The sequence below is a fragment of the Dictyobacter arantiisoli genome (assembly GCF_008326305.1).
GTDB classification, from domain to species: domain Bacteria; phylum Chloroflexota; class Ktedonobacteria; order Ktedonobacterales; family Ktedonobacteraceae; genus Dictyobacter; species Dictyobacter arantiisoli.
Genome location: NZ_BIXY01000003.1, coordinates 116,303 through 135,330 on the forward strand (window position 1 = coordinate 116,303; position 19,028 = coordinate 135,330).

The 19,028-nt window shown below is 49.4% G+C and carries 13 protein-coding genes; 6 read left to right on the forward strand and 7 right to left on the reverse strand.

The genetic code is table 11. From position 1 onward, the window contains the following. Positions 1-5 precede the first annotated feature (5 nt). Complete coding sequence (locus F1593_RS02110) at positions 6-1,010, reverse strand: S1C family serine protease (RefSeq protein WP_149399863.1); 1,005 nt, start codon at positions 1,008-1,010, stop codon at positions 6-8. A gap of 408 nt (positions 1,011-1,418) precedes the next feature. On the opposite strand from F1593_RS02110, the gene F1593_RS02115 reads away from it, so the two are divergent. From F1593_RS02115 to F1593_RS02140, 6 genes are all read left to right on the forward strand, one after another. Continuing rightward, the gene (locus F1593_RS02115) at positions 1,419-2,672 is read left to right on the forward strand and encodes a lactate racemase domain-containing protein (protein WP_172631792.1); all 1,254 of its coding nucleotides are present in this window, start codon (positions 1,419-1,421) and stop codon (positions 2,670-2,672) included. Positions 2,673-2,872: 200 nt separating this feature from the next. Then, positions 2,873-5,029 (forward strand): polyphosphate kinase 1, encoded by a 2,157-nt coding sequence (gene ppk1, locus F1593_RS02120; RefSeq protein ID WP_149399868.1) that lies wholly within the window; start codon positions 2,873-2,875, stop codon positions 5,027-5,029. Between the two features lie 199 nt (positions 5,030-5,228). Then, entirely contained in the window at positions 5,229-6,608 is a 1,380-nt protein-coding gene (locus F1593_RS02125) for a CCA tRNA nucleotidyltransferase (protein ID WP_149399870.1), read from the forward strand. 169 nt (positions 6,609-6,777) lie between these two features. Beyond that, positions 6,778-7,305 (forward strand): hypothetical protein, encoded by a 528-nt coding sequence (locus tag F1593_RS02130; RefSeq protein WP_149399872.1) that lies wholly within the window; start codon positions 6,778-6,780, stop codon positions 7,303-7,305. A gap of 161 nt (positions 7,306-7,466) precedes the next feature. Continuing rightward, complete coding sequence (locus tag F1593_RS02135; RefSeq protein ID WP_149399903.1) at positions 7,467-9,164, forward strand: ribonuclease J; 1,698 nt, start codon at positions 7,467-7,469, stop codon at positions 9,162-9,164. 932 nt (positions 9,165-10,096) lie between these two features. Beyond that, positions 10,097-13,024, forward strand: a complete 2,928-nt coding sequence (locus F1593_RS02140; protein ID WP_172631793.1) for an FtsK/SpoIIIE family DNA translocase — start codon at positions 10,097-10,099, stop codon at positions 13,022-13,024. Positions 13,025-13,154: 130 nt separating this feature from the next. Here F1593_RS02140 and trmD read toward each other — a convergent pair whose 3' ends face one another. The 6 genes from trmD to F1593_RS02170 all read right to left on the reverse strand — a co-directional run bounded on the left by trmD (position 13,155) and on the right by F1593_RS02170 (position 18,926). Further along, complete coding sequence (gene trmD / locus F1593_RS02145) at positions 13,155-13,898, reverse strand: tRNA (guanosine(37)-N1)-methyltransferase TrmD (protein WP_149399874.1); 744 nt, start codon at positions 13,896-13,898, stop codon at positions 13,155-13,157. A gap of 140 nt (positions 13,899-14,038) precedes the next feature. Further along, positions 14,039-15,160, reverse strand: a complete 1,122-nt coding sequence (locus F1593_RS02150) for a tyrosine-type recombinase/integrase (protein WP_172631794.1) — start codon at positions 15,158-15,160, stop codon at positions 14,039-14,041. A gap of 4 nt (positions 15,161-15,164) precedes the next feature. Further along, on the reverse strand, positions 15,165-15,377 hold the full coding sequence (locus F1593_RS02155) for a helix-turn-helix domain-containing protein (protein WP_216368748.1): 213 nt from the start codon (positions 15,375-15,377) through the stop codon (positions 15,165-15,167). Positions 15,378-17,343: 1,966 nt separating this feature from the next. Continuing rightward, a complete protein-coding gene (locus F1593_RS02160; RefSeq protein WP_149399878.1) occupies positions 17,344-17,775 on the reverse strand; it encodes a TubC N-terminal docking domain-related protein in 432 nt (143 codons plus the stop codon). Then, on the reverse strand, positions 17,765-18,229 hold the full coding sequence (locus tag F1593_RS02165) for a helix-turn-helix transcriptional regulator (RefSeq protein ID WP_149399880.1): 465 nt from the start codon (positions 18,227-18,229) through the stop codon (positions 17,765-17,767). Before F1593_RS02165 ends, F1593_RS02160 begins: the two co-directional genes overlap by 11 nt. Next, positions 18,219-18,926: a sigma-70 family RNA polymerase sigma factor gene (locus F1593_RS02170; RefSeq protein WP_149399882.1), complete on the reverse strand. Its 708-nt coding sequence runs from the start codon at positions 18,924-18,926 to the stop codon at positions 18,219-18,221. The genes F1593_RS02165 and F1593_RS02170 overlap by 11 nt, the downstream gene beginning before the upstream one ends. Between the last annotated feature and the right edge of the window lie 102 nt (positions 18,927-19,028).

Sequence of the window (19,028 nt, forward strand, 5' to 3'; positions counted from 1 at the left end):
GCGTGCTATACATTCGATCCCGAATTGTTTGCCTGTTGCAAGATCTGTGCCAGCGTCGTTTTCACGACGTTGGATGGGATCGCAAAGCCAATGCCGTTCGCGCTCGTATTGGACTCTGTATTGATGGCTGCCAGAGTTGGAATACCAATCAACTCTCCTCGCAAATTGATCAATGCACCACCACTATTGCCGGGATTGATAGGCGCATCGGTCTGAATGGCTCCCGTGATGTTTACCGTGCTGGACTCTGCGATATTGCGATTTAAGGCACTTACAATTCCACGCGTTGCAGTCTGTGTAATGCCCAGTGGATTTCCAACGGCCAGCACTTCCTGCCCCACGGTTAATTGGGAAGAATTCCCAATCGGAGCTACAGTCATATGATTGAATGGTTGTATGCGTACTACAGCCAGATCCGTTTGCGCTGCCGTACCTGCCAGTTGGCCTATCTCTTTCTTCCCGTTGCTGAGCACGACTGTAATGCTGTTTCCACCATCGACGACGTGATTATTGGTGATAATATCGCCTTTGCTGTCTACAATCACACCCGAGCCAATTTGTTCGCCCTGTTGCGTCGTGACGACCAGTTCCACCACCGCTGGTTTGATATTATTGATCGCAGCCTCCTGAACACCTTGAAGTGTGGTCAGATTAATCGTCTGGTTGGAACTGGACGATGTGGAGGACGTTGCCTGATTTGATCCCGTTGACGTTGTGCTTGTGCCTCCATGTGCGAACTCCCAACCTGCGAAGAGTCCTATCGCCAGTACTGCCAGCAGGATCAGGGATAAAGCGCTCACCGCGACGATACTTTTTCCTGTATGCCTTTGCGGCGATTTTTGTGGAGGGAGCGTCTGCAACGCCTGTGGAGTTTGCACAACGGGATCTGTATCATTATAAGGCACGGATGTGCCTGACACCGGCGATTCTCTCTGAACGTACTGGGTATAGGGTACATACTCAGCTTCAGTATCATACGGATTGGTAGGATTCGGGTTATCCTGAAACATAGCTCTCAACCTCCTGTTTTTTATATCTATATATTTCAATTTAGAAAATAACTAATACACAAATGCTTTAAGCGCTTCTCTAGCTAGAACGATGAATGACTGTCTATGTATCCTAACCACTACCTCTATCTCAGAAATGCTTGCATTTCGCCATTCATTTGGTCTGCGTCGTGCTCCACTTCGCAGGCTTGCTTCTCTTTGTTTGTCTCTTTATAAGATAGTCTACAATCATCAAAAAAGATCCATATAAATGTAAAATGAATGTAAGAAGAGTCTGTACTAGATTTGATACTATGCGGATATATCTATAGCTTATGCAAGGTATGCAAACGAAATTGCGTTGTGGGTCGTGATACAATTATGATCATGACAGGATTTATCGTTAAGTAGTGTAAGGTTGGCACGATAATGTATGGACATGGTTCTACAACACAGACATTGACCGTCACTGAAGTCCAGCAGATATTGACACAGACATTTGCTGACATGCAACTAAGTGGGAAGCGAGTTCTCGTCATTATCCCTGATGGGACACGTACAGCACCGTTGCCATTGCTGTTTCGTCTTCTCTATGCGCAGTTGGGTCAGCGCGTAGAGCAATTGGACTATCTGATCGCCCTGGGCACGCATCCGCCGCTGTCGGAAGAGGCGATTGCACAGCTTATTGGGGTGTCCGCGCAGGAACGAGCAGAGCAGTATCCAAATGTACAGGTGTTTAACCATCTCTGGGCTGATCCCGCGTCGCTCAAGACAATTGGCGTGATCTCTTCAGAGGAAGCTCGAGAATTAACCGCTGGTACGTTGGATAGCGAGGTCCCGGTAACGTTAAATCGCATGATCTTTGATTATGATCAGTTGATCATCTGTGGTCCGGTCTTTCCGCATGAGGTGGCTGGCTTTTCTGGTGGGGCCAAGTATCTTTTCCCGGGTATTGCGGGCGCGGATATTATCAATTTTTCGCATTGGCTGGGGGCACGTATGACCAGCATGGCAACGATTGGTGTGCAGGATACCCATGTGCGACGTGTTATCCACCGGGCAGCCGAGTTTGTGACGTTTCCACTGCTCTGTATCTCGTTAGTTGTACAGGGACACGATCTGCATGGACTCTACACGGGAACCTATCTGGAAGCATTCCAACAGGCGGCGGCACTCTCTGGAAAATTGAACATTGTGTATGTAGAGCGTCCCTTTAAGCAGGTGCTCTCGATGGCTGCCGAGCAATATGATGATCTTTGGACCGCTGCCAAGGCGATGTATAAAACGGAGCCCGTGATTGCTAATGGTGGTGAAGTGATTATTTATGCACCACACATCACGGAAGTCTCCTATACGCATGGCAAACTGATTGATCAGATTGGCTATCATGTGCGCGATTACTTTTTGCAACAATGGGAGCGTTTTAAGGATATTCCTGGTGGTGTACTGGCTCATAGCACGCATGTGAAAGGTTCAGGCAGTTATGATCTTACCACGGGTCGTGAGGTTCCACGCATTCAGGTAACCCTGGCAACCGGTATTCCAGAGGAGCGCTGTCGGCGTATCAACCTGGGCTATCGAGACTATCGGACGCTTGATCCACACGCCTGGGAGGACCGTGAGGACGAAGGTATGCTGCTGGTTCCGCATGCCGGGGAAGTATTATTTCGTCTGCACTCATGATGTGATAGCGGCACGTTCCCATGTCTACCTGTAGAATGTTTGATGGTTCATAGATTCCTGTTGATAAAATCCTGGAGGGATTATGATGCAGAAGTTTGACAATGTGGTTCAGTGGTAAATTATGCAGTCTATTTGCTACGTTTTCTGAATACATGCTAGAATATGGCAGGTATAGACGCCAACCAAGTGGGGATTGTTTTATGGATCAACAAATAGCACATGAGCCGACTCCATCGACTCTGGAACGAACTGACCTCTATATTAATCGCGAACTGAGTTGGCTTGAGTTTAACCGGCGCGTCTTTGAAGAGGCGAAAGACAAGCGCCATCCACTTCTGGAACGTGTCAAGTTCATTGCCATCTTTGAAACCAATCTTGACGAGTTTATCATGATCCGTCTGGCTGGTTTGAAAGATCAGATTGATTCGCACACGGCTCCCCGGAGTCCCGATGGGCGTACCGCCGAGCAGCAACTGACCGCTCTCCGCCAGCGCCTGGCTCCTTTGATTCAGGATGTCCGCCGCTACTGGCGCAAAGAACTGTTGCCATTGCTGGCCCAGGAGCATATTCACGTTCTTGATTATGAACAACTGGATGTCTCCCAGCGTGCCGCAATGCGTCGTTACTTTGAGAACGAGATTTATCCTGTTTTGACTCCATTAGCTGTCGACACCGGGCATCCTTTTCCCCACATTTCCAATCGTAGCCTCAATCTGGCTGTCGTGATCGCATCTGCACGTGATGAGCAGGAAGATTTATTCGCTCGTATCAAAGTTCCCCCGGCCTTGCCGCGTCTCCTGCCCGTGCCTGTGGCTTCAGATGAGCTGCAGGCTGTTGCCTTTGTCTGGCTGGAGCAGGTCATCGCCGCCAATATTCAGATGCTCTTCCCCGGCTTTAAAATCTGGGAATCATATCCATTCCGTGTCTTGCGCGATGCTGATATCGAGTTACAAGAGGATGATGCCGCTGATCTTTTGGAATATATTGAGCAAGAGGTGCGTGAGCGGCGCTTTGGCGTAGTCGTCGATCTGGCGGTCAATCCCTCGATGCCACAACGTATTCGTAGCTTGCTGCTCGATAATCTTGAAATCACCGAAAATGATTTGACGATTATCGATGGGCCCTTAGGGATGGGCGATGTCAACGAGTTGCAACACATTACGCGTCCCGAACTGAAGGATCCTCCTTTTACGCCACGTGTTCCCCCGATTATTCGCAACAATGAGAACATCTTTGATGCTATTCAGAAGCACGATATTCTGCTGCATCATCCCTATGATAGCTTCAATCCAATTGTGGACTTTATTCGAACCGCCGCTGAAGATCCTCAGGTGCTGGCAATCAAACAGACCCTCTATCGCGTAGGCTCCAATTCTCCTGTAGTGAATGCGCTCTTGCATGCGGTTGAAAACGGCAAGCAGGTCGCGGTCCTGGTTGAATTAAAAGCGCGCTTTGATGAAGAGAATAATATTGGTTGGGCACGTGAACTGGAGCGCGCCGGGGTGCATGTCGTCTATGGATTGGTCGGTTTGAAGACGCACGCCAAGGTCGCTATGGTGGTGCGTAAAGAAGAAGACGGTTTAAGTCGCTATATTCATCTGGGCACGGGCAACTATAATGCCTCGACCGCCAAGATCTATGAAGATCTGGGTATTTTCACCTGCCGTCACGATATCGGGGTAGATGTCACATCGCTGTTTAATTCGCTCACTGGCTATTCCCGGCAGGGGGATTATCGCAAACTGCTGGTAGCTCCTGTGAGCTTACGGCGTGGTGTGGTAGAGCGTATTGAACGTGAGATAGCTGTTCACCAGGAAAAAGGCAATGGTCGCATCATTTTCAAGATGAATGCTCTGGTTGATCCAGAGGTAATCAATATGCTCTATCGTGCCTCGCAGGCGGGCGTCATGATTGATCTGATTATTCGTGGTGTCTGTAGCCTGCGTCCAGGCGTGCCCGGTGTCAGTGAAACCATTCGCGTGCGCAGCCTGGTTGGTCGTTTCCTGGAACATAGCCGTGTTTACTATTTTGGAAACAGTGGTAAGGACGAAGTCTATCTGGGTAGCGCCGATATGATGCAGCGGAACCTGAACAACCGCGTCGAGGTACTTTTCCCTATCGAGTCCCGTGGCATGAAAAAGGCGATTATCCAGCAGATGATCGAGCCTGTGCTGGCTGATACAGCCAACGCTCATATATTACAGCCAGATGGTAGTTATGTGGCTGTGCAACCACCAGCGGGGAAAGAGCCTTTTGACTCTCAGAAATGGTTCCTGGGGCGTCCCTTATTCGAACTCAACGAAGAAGGAAATCAGACCACTAATCCAACGATCAGCGCTATTCCTTCCAGTTCTTAAACACAATTGTTATAGGTGATACATAATTCATTTGATATTGATCAGTACCCACTTTAAAGAAGCTATCTGAACATGATACAATAGTCCCATTGTAAGTTCTCAAATGGGATTTTCTATCATGCCTCTTTGCGACCGTAGCTTATCGTGTCGTTAAAACGAGCACAGCAGTTACCAACGAAACGGGTACATAGATTTTAGTATGCTAGACATAATTATGTTGCTGGCGGAAGCTTTTCACGTTCAGCATAAACAACTTTATATAGTTGGAGGGACAGTGCGGGATGCCCTGCTCCAGCGTGGACAATCGCATGACGGAGATATGGCGACCGACGCCAGACCGGAAGAGATTAAGCGTCTTGTCGCTCCCACGCATCCTACTGCCGTTGTTCTGGTGGGAGAGCGTTTTGGCACTGTGCGTCTTCACTATGACAACAGCATTATTGAAATCACGACGTTTCGCTCCGAACGCTATAATCCTGAATCACGGAAGCCAGAGGTTTGTTTTGGCGATAGTCTGGAAGATGATTTAGCACGTCGTGATTTTACCATTAATGCCCTGGCCCGCGATCCCTTGAGTGAGCGTATCATTGATCTGTATAATGGTCGTCAGGACCTGGAAGATCATGTGTTGCGCGCGGTAGGTGCTGAGCCTGATAAGCGTTTTGATGAGGACCCGCTTCGCCTGTTACGGGCGGTGCGCTTCGCCGCTCAGCTCAATTTTGAGATTGAAGCTGAGACGCGTGCCGCGATTGAGCGTCAGGCCAGTAAGCTTCAGAAAATCAGCCGTGAACGTATTCGCGATGAGATGAATAAATTATTACTCTCTCCTTATCCCGCCCGTGGACTAGATCTGCTGGTGGAATTGGGATTGATGGAGTACATTATTCCTGAAGTGATGGAGTTGCGCGGGGTGAGCATGCGCTCCCTCGGTATGAGATCGACCAAGGATGTCTATGCGCATGTCTTACGGGTTGTTGAGCGTTCGTCTCCCGATCTGAGTAAGCGCTGGGGAGCCTTATTGCACGATATTGCCAAGCCGCGTACCAGGAGCATCGAGGACAATAAGGTTCACTTTTTCGGGCATGAGGATGTAGGGGCTTATATGGCCCGCGATATTTTGAAACGGCTGCATTTTGATCGCGAATTTATTCAGAATGTTTCTTTGATGGTCAAGCTCCATATGCGTGCCAATGCCTATACATCCGATTGGACCGATGGAGCTGTCCGCCGTTTGATGCTGGATAGCGGTGATGTCCTGCCAGATCTGTTGGATCTGTCGCGGGCCGATATTACCAGCTATCGGGTGGATAAGGTGAATCGTGCCGTGGCGCGAGTACAGGAACTGGCCGAGCGTTGTCAGCATTTGCGAGAGGAAGCGGAGCGGGTTCCGCTGAAGAGTCCATTGGACGGTAACGACTTGATGGCTTTATTCGAGCGTGGCCCTGGTCCCTGGTTACGTCCGATTAAAGACTATCTGCTGGGATTAGTCATCGATGGAGTTCTGGCCTCAGATGACAAAGAGGAAGCAACCCGAATTGCCAGGCAATGGCTGGATGAACACGAGCAAGCCGCGAAATAGAGGAGTCCATTTTTTATCGTCCCATTTATGTGCATGCCAGGGTTGTCATTGTCGATGACAGTTGGATCACCATTGGTTTTGCGGAGAATCGATGGCGGAGATTTCGATAACTGACTCTGAGCGAGGAAAGCCCACAGTTCCAACCGAAGAGAAGAAAGAGGTTTTTCATATGGCGAAAGATAATACAACAGGGCGCAAGCAAGCGTTGGGAGATACACAGCATACCAGTACCAGTACCAATGCAGCCAAACAATCCCTGAGAGCGGTATCCCAGGCGTCCGCAACGCCTCAAAAGGGCCATACCCATCGTGGCAGTGGTAAAAGTTCGCGACCAGTTATTGGTGGCTCAGCGATTCCGGGAGCCAAATCCACGCAGCCCAAACAGATTTCTGAAGTGCGCAATCCTCAGCAGCAGCAATACGAGAGTTACAATCGTGACATGCGTCGCCGAATGGAACGCATGGGTTATGAGGATGAAGAGAATCGGGCCGAGACCGCGCAGACGCAGCGTCAGAAGCGTATGCAACGTCTGAAACAGCGTCGTCAGGAGCAACTTGCGCAGGTAAAGAAATCCTTACCTGGAGGCAAAATCGATACAAATATGCGCCGTGTCTACTACATGGTAGCCGTCGTCGCTATTATTATCGTACTCTTGATTGCCTTTGCTCTTCTGCGCGCAAATGGCGTTTTCCATTAAGCCAGAAGGATTCGTAAAATGTGTATCATCGCAACTTGTGGAACAACCCATTGTATGATACACTCTAAATGGCATAATATTGCTTGATTTTGGCTTTTACTCCTGTGGTAGAGGCAGGAGTGGAGATAGATAAAACCCACTTTTATTGTTATACACGCTATATGTTATATAAGGAGGTAGTTTATACCTTGACAAAAGAAAAAGTTCGACTAATCCCGCTCGGTGGCCTGGGAGAAGTTGGCAAAAATATGTTGGTTGTGGAATACGGTGAAGATATTATCATCGTTGACGCGGGCGTGATGTTTCCAGACGAAGAGATGTTTGGGGTGGATCTAGTAATCCCCGATACAAACTATCTGATGGATAAGAAGGATCGTATCCGTGCTATCCTGATCACACATGGTCATGAAGACCATGTCGGTGCCCTTCCGTATGTTTTGCCAATGCTGAATTTCCCTCCCATTTTCGCGACGCGTCTCACCAATGGTCTGATTAATGTGAAGCTCAAAGAGCATCGCCTGCTCGATAAGGTCTCAGTGACTACGATTGCTCCTGGTGATCAGGTCGATCTTGGCACCTGCTTTGCTGAGTTTTTCCGCGTCAACCATAGTATTCCGGACGCGGTTGGCATTGTCATTCATACGCCTATCGGTGCGATTGTGCATACAGGCGATTACAAATTTGACTATACCCCGGTTGACGGAAAACCGGCTGACCTGGGATTGCTGGGTAAGCTGGGTAATGATGGGGTATTGTTCATGATGGGTGATAGCACCCGCGTAGAGTCGCCTGGCTATACACCTTCGGAGCGCGTGATCAATGATTCTTTCGATAAGATCTTTGCCAATGCTCCCGGTCGTATTTTGATTGCGACTTTCGCTTCGCTGATCTCCCGTGTCCAGCAGGTTGTGGATACCGCCGTACGCTATGAGCGCTTTATTGCTCTGGTGGGACGTAGTATGCAGAACAATGTCCAGATGGCGATTGAACTGGGATATCTCAATATGCCCAAAGGGATGTTGATCCGTCCTGAGGACATCAATAAGTTTAACCCTGATCAAATCGTGATTATCTGTACTGGCAGCCAGGGCGAACCAACCTCTGCTCTAACCCGTATCGCTAATCAGGATCATCGCCAGATTCGTATTCAGACCGGGGATAGCGTCATCCTATCCGCGACGCCTGTGCCCGGTAATGAGAAGATGGTGCATCGCACGATCAATAGTTTATTCCGCCAGGGTGCGGAGGTGTATTACCAGGGCATCTCGAATGTGCATGTCTCTGGACATGGTGCGCAGGAAGAGTTGAAGCTGATGCTCAGCCTGTTGCGCCCACGTTTCTTCATGCCAGTACATGGCGAGTATCGCCAGTTACTCTTGCATGCGAAACTCGCACTCTCTCTGGGCATCCCTGAAGAGAATATCGTCGTGGCTGAAGATGGTGACATTATTGAAGTCACAGAAGATTCAGTCAAACGGGTCGAGCATGTCTCTTCTGGCAACGTGTTTGTCGATGGCTTAAGCGTAGGAGATGTCGGACAGATTGTCCTGCGTGACCGCAAAGTCTTATCTCAGGATGGCATTTTGATGGTCATTCTGACTATCGATAAAGAGAACGGTGTGCCCATTGCTGGACCAGATATTGTCTCACGTGGCTTTGTCTATATGCGTGATGCCGAGGAGCTTCTTGATAACGCACGTCTGCGTGTCATCGAAGCCTTCCGTAGCGTTGATAAGCAGGCACACGGTGGATCAGATTGGTCCTTCATCAAAGACAAAATCAAACATACGCTGAGCGAGTACCTCTACGAACAGACTCGCCGCCGTCCAATGATTTTGCCTGTGGTCGTAGAAGTCTAAGTCCAGGTTAAGGGTCTAGATACACCACTATTCAACATCCAGGCTAGAAAAACCGAGCAAAAGGGATATCCATTTTATGGGTATCCCTTTTTTCTCTCCTTCGTAGGCTTATCCGTATCCCTGCCCTGGCACCATTTCAGGGGGTACAAATACCCCTCCATTTATGATCATCATTCTTCTTCTTGAAGCGGTATTGCCCATGAAGGATGGCTCCTACTGAGAAAAAGGTCATTTGGGCTACATGCTGCACCCGATACACACTATAATGAGAATTGCTACCGAACAGGGCTTCCAATACGTATAACAAGAGAGCCCATGGATAGTTTTTGGGACTTTCACGGTGCGCTTAATAAAATGCAATTACTGCATGGTATAATAAATCCTATATCAGGGGTGGAGTCGCGTCAGCGCCTGCTCTAATGGAATAACAACGGAATAGTCAATTGTTAATAATGCATCATAGATAGATTTCTTAGTATACTATGGCCGAAAGTTTGAGCTATAGCCTATTGCTTCAATGGAACATCTGCGCTATGATACAATTGTTTGACTCTTAGAAAAAGGAGGGAACCAGCAACATGGCAGGCAGCGACCGCAAACCGGATGTGAGGCGTAAAGGTGATAGGGTAATTCCTAGCCTCGACCGTGGATACTCGCGCGCTAGCCGAGCTGTTGGGGGACAGGGGTCGATAAGCTCACAACGGGTTGAACAGCGTGCGAAGCCCTCATCGCCAAGACAGGGTTCTCGGAGTGGTCCTTCTCCTCGGCAGGCGCAAGCTCAAACGCCGCGCGTCCGTCAGGGGTCAAGTGTCAGTTCCGGGAAGAAAGGCGCAAGCTCTAGCTCCCGTTCGCAACGCCCTTCAAGAACTCCTCCCGTGTCCAATAATGGGCAAGATTCGTTTCTTCAGCGAGTGCTGGATAAATGGAATAGCTTGTCACCAAATCAGCAGCAGCGCATTTCTCATTCTTTACTACTTATAGTATCTTTATTTTTATTCGCATCTATGACCGTGTTGCATACAGCCCCGCTCTGGAGCGGAATTGGTCAGTTCTTTCTGACATTTCTGGGCTGGGCGGCCTATATATTGGGCATCGGTTTTGTTATCTATGCCGCGCTACGCTTATATGAAAGTATTCGTAGTACACGCTTTATTCGTGCGTCAATGGTCTTTGGTCTGGTGGTGTTGTGTTTGCTGGTCTTGTTGGAGAGCCGTTTGATTATGGGCCCTCTGACCGCTGGCGTGCTGGCGGATGTCATGGCACTTCCTTTTCAAAATCTACCGCCTGCGGTGGGACATGTCCTTGTCATCGGTCTTATTTTAGTTGTTATTATTTTTACATTTCGCATTACTTTTGCACATGTTATGCTGATTTACCGTTTCATAGAACGTATAATTGGTGATGCACCACCTGCTGGAGATGAGGAAGACGAGCCCGATCAATCCCATGCTCGCTTTCTGGGTCAGCGACCGCAATTCAGTCGTTATAGCGCTGGTCGTGTTGCCATTGACGATAGTGAGGATTTTGGCGATGAGGATGAAGTTGGTCTTGAGCCGGAGATAGATTATCTTCCCCCACCTCCCGCACGCCGTGGCGGGGCTGCGAATTCCAAAAATTCCAGGAATGGACGACAGCCTGCTACTCCATCGCGTGCCGCTGGCAGGAATCCTGTCGCGCCAGCAGAACAGATGGTCGATGAAGAAATCTATTATGATGATGATTTCAATAGTTATGATGATTATAGCGATAAGACCATCGCCATTGAGCCAGAAGAATATAAGTACGATGAGCCTTTATACTTTGATGATGAAGACCCGTTGAATGACATCAATGTGCATAAGGATAAGATCAGTATGGTTCCACGGGGATCGTATGATCCGCAACCTCTGGATCTCACGGACCTTAATCAAGCTACTTATGGCGTGCGTCAGCCGCCGCTGGCTCTCAATGATGCTACCGTCTTGGATGACGAGGAGGATGTGATTGTACATACTCCGCCAGCAAAGGATGAGCAGATCAAGGTGCGTCCTAATCAGCGTGCCTCGCTCAGACAGGTGCAATCTGCGCCACCCCCAAGGGTTCGTGAGCCATTGGGTTCCAGGAAACCTGCGTCTGCTGGTCCTTCACGGGCTGAGTTGGCCGCGGCGAATGCCAATGCGCCACATGTACAATCCACCTGGCAGTTGCCGAGTATGGAGATTCTCAAGGCGCCTGACAGCGTCAAAGCGCAATTATTCGGCGAGGATACTGCCGAGCTTGCAAAATTGATTCAGGATACATTGCGCAGTTTCCGCGTTGAGGCCGAGGTACGTGAGGAAGATATCAGTATTGGTCCAACCATCATCCGCTTTGGCATCCGTCCCACAGGTCGTCCGCAAATGGTTCAGGATGAGAAGACGGGAAGGATGGTGCCGGTACGCGATTCAGCTGGTCAGATTATCTATGAAACGCGTACCCGTGTCAGTCGCATTATGGCGCTCCAAAATGATCTGGCCCTGGTACTGGAAGCGAAGACGATCCGTATGGAGGCTCCTGTCCCGGGACGCCCTTATGTGGGTGTGGAAATTCCAAATAAGAACAGCCGTCTGGTGACGTTACGCGAAGTGCTGGAGAGCAAAGAGTATCAGGCCGCTAAAAATAAGTCGATGCTCTCCATTGGCCTGGGTAAGGATGTGGCCGGTATGGTGCGCGTCGGTGATCTCGCCAAGATGCCGCACTTACTGATCGCCGGCGCGACCGGTGCTGGCAAGAGTGTGATGATCAATACGATCATTGCCAGCATTCTGATGCAAGCCACACCAGACGATGTGCGCCTGCTGATGGTTGATCCAAAGATGGTGGAATTAAATATGTACAATGGCATTCCCCATCTGCTCTCGCCGGTCGTCGTCGAGGTCGAAAAGGTCGTCTCGCTGCTCAAGAACGGTATTTCTGAAATGGAGCGCCGCTATCGGCTCTTCTCGCAACTGGGTGTACGCAATCTGGATGGCTATCGCCGCCTGCGGGCTCAGAAGCTCGCGCAAGGTGATACCTCACTCAACAATCTGCCCGCGATTGTGATCATTATCGACGAACTTGCTGATTTGATGATGGCCGCTCCTGAAGAGGTTGAGGGTATGATCTGTCGTCTGGCACAATTGGCCCGTGCGACCGGTATCCATCTGGTGGTTGCTACACAGCGCCCATCGGTCGACGTCATCACAGGACTGATTAAAGCGAACATTCCCACACGCATCTCGTTTATGGTCAGTTCTGCAGTAGACTCGCGTACCATCATCGATATGGGGGGGGCTGAGCGCTTACTGGGTCGTGGTGATATGCTCTACCTGCCCGCTGACGCAGGTCGTCCTGAGCGTATCCAGGGCTCCTTCTTGAGCGATGACGAAGCGCAGCGCCTGGCAGAATACTGGCAGCAGCAGATTGTACAACATGCATTGAATCTGGGTGTTGATCCCATTAGTGGACAGCCTGAACCAGGTTGGGAGCTGAAAGTAGATCACGCTGATGAGTTTGAACTGGAAGACGAGTTGCTGGATCGTGCTGAAGAGGTTGTGCGCGAACAGGGCCGAGCCTCAATCTCACTCTTGCAGCGCCGCCTCAAAGTTGGCTACTCACGTGCGGCCCGCTTGATCGATTTGCTTGAGCAGCACGGCATCATCGGACAGTCCGTCGATGGTGGGCGAGCGCGTGAAGTCTATGATACGCCTCTCAATCATGGAGGGCATAGTCTGGCGAACGAAGCTGACGACATCATGGCTGAAGAGAAGGAGCGCAACGACTTTATACGCAGCCAGGCTGCCCGCTATCGTGGCTCCGATAACTCCCGCACCCCCATCGATGATGATGATGATGAAAATTGAGAATGTAGACTGCTTGCTTAGATGTAGAGCTGAAGAGTCTATGCCTTTTTTAAGTGTGTAACAAGGAATGTGCGCAGCACATTCCTTGTTACACACTTAAAACCATTTTTCGTGCCAAAGGCGTGAAAAATTATGGCATATCTTCAGTTTGGGAAGCTTCTTGATCGAGTTCTTTGAGGATTTTTTTGTCTTGTTTACTGCTAAGGTCGAGTCTGGCAAAGAGATCGGGACGGCGCTGACGAGTACGCCGGATGGCTTCTTTACGTCGCCAGCGTTCGATGTTGGCGTGGTGACCGGAGAGTAAGACATCTGGAATACCCCAGCCACGGAATGCGGGTGGTCGCGTGTATTGTGGATATTCTAACAAATTATTACTATGGGATTCTTCCGTCGTTGAGCCTTCAGTCAGGACTCCAGGTATCAGACGGCCAATCGCATCCACCAGAATGATTGCAGCTAACTCGCCGCCGGTGAGAACATAATCCCCGATAGATATTTCGTCTGTGACAAGATGCTCGCACACACGCTCATCGATACCTTCATAATGACCACAGAGCAGCGTGACACGCGGTTCCAGTGCCAGTTCTTGCGCGATCTTTTGCGTAAATGGACGGCCCTGGGGTGTCAAATAGATAATCGGCCCACCCTGGTGGACCGCTTCGATAGCATTAAAAATTGGATCAGGCTTCATCACCATCCCCACCCCGCCACCATAGGGATAATCATCCACCACACGATGCTTATCGGTAGTGGCATCGCGAATATTGTACAGGTCTATCTCTAGCAAACCCCGCTCCTGGGCGCGTTTAAGAATGCTCTCGGTAAATGGTCCCTGGAACATGCCGGGGAAGAGCGTGAAAATGTCGAAATGCATGTGTCTACTCACCTCTACGTATATGTGATGTAAATACCCCCTGGGGAAATATATCATCCAAACTGGCTCTATACCTTGCTTCATATATATAGAGCCTGATCAAAATATCCTTTTGACAGCATTATTGACAGCAAATAGGCTTATTCAAGTGCATCATCCATCTTATCCATTGCGTCTTGCTGCATCGATGGGAGCAGGTGTGAATACGTATCCATCGTCATCACAATTGTACTATGCCCTAATAGCTCCTGCACTACTTTAGGATGAACCCCTAATGTCAAAAGAATTGTTGCTGCACTATGACGTAAATCATGAAAGCGCATAGCGGGAAGGCCTGCCTTTTTTAGCAGGCCATGAAACAGTTCTCCTACTCTATTCGGGTCCATAAAGCGACCATAGATATTAGCAAACACCAACCCATGTTCTTCCCATTGATCACCAGCCAGGGCGCGTGCATCATCTTGCATCTTCTGCTGTCCTCTCAAGGCATCGATGGCTACAGAGGAAAGAACTATCCTGCGACGGCCGGACTTTGTTTTCGGTGGGTTCTCAACGAAGCCATATTTCCCCAGTCGGTTTACTGTGCGTTGCACCTGCAATATATGCTGATCGAAGTCTATGTCACTCCAGCGAAGGGCTAATAATTCCCCTCGTCTCATACCAGTTGTGATAGCCAGGATCAATAGAAATTTGAGTCTGTGACCGTCAGCTGCTTCTATTAATCTCTTGGCTTCAGTGGGATTTAATACTTTCACCTCATGCCGCCTGGTCACACGTGGAATAGACACGAGGTCTGTTACATTGCGAGAAACCAGGCTCCAGCGTACGGCATTATCCAGGGCGCTATGAAGGATAGCATGCATCATTGCCACTGTGCGAGGTGCCAGGTTATCATTGATTTTGTCATTATACAGAGATTGCACATGTTGTGCTGTCAGCTTCTGCAACGTGATATGTCCTATGGTAGGCACAACATGGTTCCTGATCAGGCTTTCATAGTGTTGATAGGTGATGATACGAATTGTGTGCTTGTGAACCGTTTCTAGCCACTGGTGCAGGTAGGCCGCTAGCGTTTGCTGCGGCCCTGTGGCTAGAATACCTTGTTGTTGCTCAGCGATGGCTGTACGTAGCTTTTCCTGGACCTCTTTGCGCGTTTTTCCATACAGGTACTTGCGCGTGTGATCTTCCAGTACCAGGCATCCTACCCACCGTTTATCTTTACGCTGATAAATTGACCCGTCTCCGTGGCCGCGTTTCGCCATACCTCTACCTCTTTCCCGCTTGTTCTCTTTCGGCCAGCCATTGAGTAAACGATGTTGGAATAATGCGCACGCTCTTCCCCAACCGGACCACTGGTAAGCCCGCATGATAAATCAACTCATACACGGTCGGGCGGCTGACACCCAAGATCATAGCAGCCTGCGGAATGGTGAGTAGTGGTTGAAGGGAGTTATTATCTATCATTGGTATGTCTTGCATATGTTAATTCTCCATGGATAGGGGTATTCGCGCTACCCTTGCCTAACCTGCAGTGATTTTGCATGAAGGTATGCGATTATTGCCCTTGATTTCGTTTTCGTGACGTTGTTCTACTCTGTATGTTCTATTTTGTTCACTTGTTTATTTGTTAATCTAAAAGCGGGCTAGACTGTTCGATTCGCCAATAATATCTAATGATCGAAATGAGAAAAGCAAGAGACACCCTTCTTCACTTCCAACGGGGGGATCCTGCTTACATACAATGCAAGGGGCTTCTACGTGGCTTACAATGCGAAAATCAGGGGCAATGATGCATTGTACTAGAGTACGTCGATCTGCCATTCAAAATGAAACCAAACTGGGAAAGATAAGTCAGTACCTCTTTCCTCCAAATGAGAAATTGTCCGACATTTTGTTGGAAAACTACCCATCATTTTGCGCGTACATTTGACTCGTAATTTAGCTCAAAACGTTCTAGTTTAATCAGATAATTATCAGGTAATGGTGATGTAATATTTCGTGCGGAAAAACCGGGGAAGGTGTCACCAACCTGCCAAGGGACTGTCACAGTTTTACTTTGATTTTTGCTCTCATTTTTGCCCCTCATTTTCCTGGTTAGTTTTCGGGCCATGTGACTGCAACCGGTAGGAGGGTCAAAGACTGGAGAAGCTACGCTGCAACCAATGCATAGGGGACCAGACCAGTACCCACGCCTAATGCTCGGTGCCGCTCTCGTTTCTCTTTGCGCCGCGCTGTACGCTTGGCATAGTTGGCGTGGGACGGCGCGTCCGTCTGGCTATGACAGTGCCAGCAGAGAGCGGCGAGATTCTCTCTCCGGATGTCGTGCTTATCGCAAGGGTCGCCGTTCTTCCACTTGCGCCCGTTTGGCCTGGGTGCTCCCACATGATGCACAGAGAGATTTTCACACGGCTGGCCGCACCACTCACAGCACCCATGTGCAAGCCTCCGGATGATCAATGAAACCTTTTTCCAGTTCGAAGGGTATTTCTTCGCGTTGAATGACATTATGCTTACCTCCTTTGTTAAGCAGGTCAATCTTTCATGAAGTACATACGCAAGCTTATACAAGTGGCTTCAGGCCGTATTGCCGATCTCAGTAACATGATGCAAGGTGCTACATGTAGCATGGCTAAACCCTCTTTAGAGGCTCGTTTACAGCGTGTTTTGTAACGTTTCTCACGAACGTGCCGAAGGGTGCTACACGATTATAAGAAAAAGCGCTACACGTGTAGCATGCCTGGGCGCTCTCTAGAGGCCCGTTTACGCATGTTTGCGGAGGTGTACCTACAATGTTGCGGTGGTACCCCTCGCAATCAGACCTTTATACGAGGCGTTACATTGCGGAAATGTGGTCTAAACGGCCTTGTAAAGAGGGCTTAGACGTGCTACACGTGTAGCATTTGCTGCGCTACACGTGTAGCACGTTTCCCTCCGCTTGTCGGGCCGTTCCGCAAGGGGTTTTGACCATGAACGGCCTCTAATTTGCGAGGGTTTGCGGAGGTTGTACCAGCCACGTGTAGAAAAAAATCTGTCTTTAACATAGATGTAAAATGTAATATATAGAGACGACTAGGGGAACCTCCGCAAACCCTCGCAAATTGGGAGTAAAAATGGGAGATAAGCACCTCTGAAAAGACTTCGCAAGCGGGGCGAGGCATGCTACACGTTCGACCAAAGAGTGTGCTACACGTGTAGCACACTTCATACGGCCTGTAGAAACGGTTTACCCCCTTTTTGGACCGCGCAACGTCTTATATAAGGGCCTGATTGCGAGGGGTATCTCCGCAATTCCTACAATACCTTTCAAAAAGGTGCGTGAATGAGCCTCTAGAGAGCGCCCAGGCATGCTACACGTGTAGCGCTTTTTCTTATAATCGTGTAGCACCCCGTGCGTACTAGGAGTACAAAAGTATCGAGGCAAGCTCCTCAAGCAGTGCAAGGTCTGTTACACGTTGTCTGACACATCTTCTTGTCGGACAGAGTAGCGATACGACCCTTGTTTTATCGGCCGTCGGTCTATCAGTCCAAGGAGCACAAGGTGCTCTAAGAGGTCTCTAATCTGCACAGAGGGCAGGTGAAGCCTCTGTGCTACCATGCGTGGCGTTGGATGCTCCAGTTGAGTAACGATACTCAATATCTTACGTTCTAAAGGCTCTGTATCCAGGAAAAGAAAAATTTCTGGCTTGAGATCTCCTAGCTGCTGCCGATACTCGGCTAGCACTCCTGGGGGAGCGTGACAATTCAGTTTGCCATCTAACGTATGTGTCAAGGCGATGCCCTGGCGGCGTAACATATGCACCAGACTGCGAGCCTTTAATTCTCTTTGTCGTTCCTCTTCCAGCACTACACGCCTACTGCTTGCGTTACTAGCATTCATTGTAGATAGACCTCTCCGGTGCAAGAGCTTGTACCAGTCTCCCTGGCAATGTTTGATAGGCGCTTGTGAAGGTGATTTCTTGCCACTCCCCCTGAAACTGGTTCACAATGGCCTGGAAAAGATGTGGGCACTGACGGCTAATCGTGAGTAAGCAGTTGATATCAGCTGTACGCTCCAGGTGTTGTTGAAAGGTCTGCATAAACGTTCGTAGTTCATCCATGCTAATCATAGCGCGGCCATTATGGGAGAGAACGTGCGGAAGGGTGTCTTCAAACCCTAACTCCTCTGGCGTGGCTTGAAACGCTTGGCAGAGGAGATCGAGACTGGACAGGCGAGGTTGTTGTGTTCCTTGTTCCCAGCGCAGATAAGTGCGCTCGGACACCTCGGCATACTCACTGGCCCGTTCCTGGGACCAACGCTTTTGAATGCGTGCTGCGCGAAGTTTAGTGTTCATCGGATGCCCTCCTCTCTAGGACCAAGGGAGCGAGCACGTCATGTAAGGCATGAAGCGCTCGTTTATGGTGATAGTGCGCATTGGCCGGTCGGGGAGACGAAGGCGAGAGGCGACGGCTAATCTCGTTAAGAGTTTCGCCTAATTCATAGTGGCATTGCATGACCAGGCGTTGCTTTTCGGGTAACGCATCAATGGCAGCTCTGAGCCATGCAAAGGCGTGTTCATTCTCACGGATATCCAGGCGCGTTTCGGTTTCAAGGAAATGCGCCACGGTAGCGGCCTCCCCCTCATCGGTGGTGCTCGGAGCATCGAGACTCACATAGGTAATTGTGTACTGGTAAGTATGGTTCGTCTTGATCAATTCCGCCCGACCAGAGATGTAGGTTTCAATCATGGATATCTTTGCCGCTTTCAGAATGTAGCTTAGCGGATCATCTTTCGTGCAGGCGTGCTCAAACGCAGCCAGTACGGTCACGTTCGCCTCTTGCTGTAAGTCATCGGAGTCAAGGTGCCAGTTGGGATGGGTAAACGCAACCCTCCGCGCCATACGTTTAAGAATGGGCTGTAACGTTTCACAGATGATTGTTAGTACATCCTCACCTTCGGCCGCACGTCGAAACAAGATGCGAAGTACCGTATCTCTTTGTGTGCCTGGAGAGGATAATATTAAAGTGCTGTTGTTTGGAATGGTTTGCATTCTGCGCTCTTTCTCTTGACAAACCAGGCGCTACCCCTGACAATTGGGGGAAGAACCTGGAAAACGTTGTTTAGAAACTGCGGATAAAAGGTTTCGTTGGCC

Coding starts and splice junctions, on each gene's coding strand:
- F1593_RS02155 (WP_216368748.1), bottom strand. CDS start 15,377: ATGCAAGACATACCAATGATAGATAATAACTCCCTTCAACCACTACTC.
- F1593_RS02160 (WP_149399878.1), bottom strand. CDS start 17,775: ATGAATGCTAGTAACGCAAGCAGTAGGCGTGTAGTGCTGGAAGAGGAA.
- F1593_RS02135 (WP_149399903.1), top strand. CDS start 7,467: ATGTTATATAAGGAGGTAGTTTATACCTTGACAAAAGAAAAAGTTCGA.
- F1593_RS02110 (WP_149399863.1), bottom strand. CDS start 1,010: ATGTTTCAGGATAACCCGAATCCTACCAATCCGTATGATACTGAAGCT.
- F1593_RS02130 (WP_149399872.1), top strand. CDS start 6,778: ATGGCGAAAGATAATACAACAGGGCGCAAGCAAGCGTTGGGAGATACA.
- F1593_RS02165 (WP_149399880.1), bottom strand. CDS start 18,229: ATGAACACTAAACTTCGCGCAGCACGCATTCAAAAGCGTTGGTCCCAG.
- F1593_RS02115 (WP_172631792.1), top strand. CDS start 1,419: ATGTATGGACATGGTTCTACAACACAGACATTGACCGTCACTGAAGTC.
- F1593_RS02150 (WP_172631794.1), bottom strand. CDS start 15,160: ATGGCGAAACGCGGCCACGGAGACGGGTCAATTTATCAGCGTAAAGAT.
- trmD (WP_149399874.1), bottom strand. CDS start 13,898: ATGCATTTCGACATTTTCACGCTCTTCCCCGGCATGTTCCAGGGACCA.
- ppk1 (WP_149399868.1), top strand. CDS start 2,873: ATGGATCAACAAATAGCACATGAGCCGACTCCATCGACTCTGGAACGA.
- F1593_RS02170 (WP_149399882.1), bottom strand. CDS start 18,926: ATGCAAACCATTCCAAACAACAGCACTTTAATATTATCCTCTCCAGGC.
- F1593_RS02125 (WP_149399870.1), top strand. CDS start 5,229: ATGCTAGACATAATTATGTTGCTGGCGGAAGCTTTTCACGTTCAGCAT.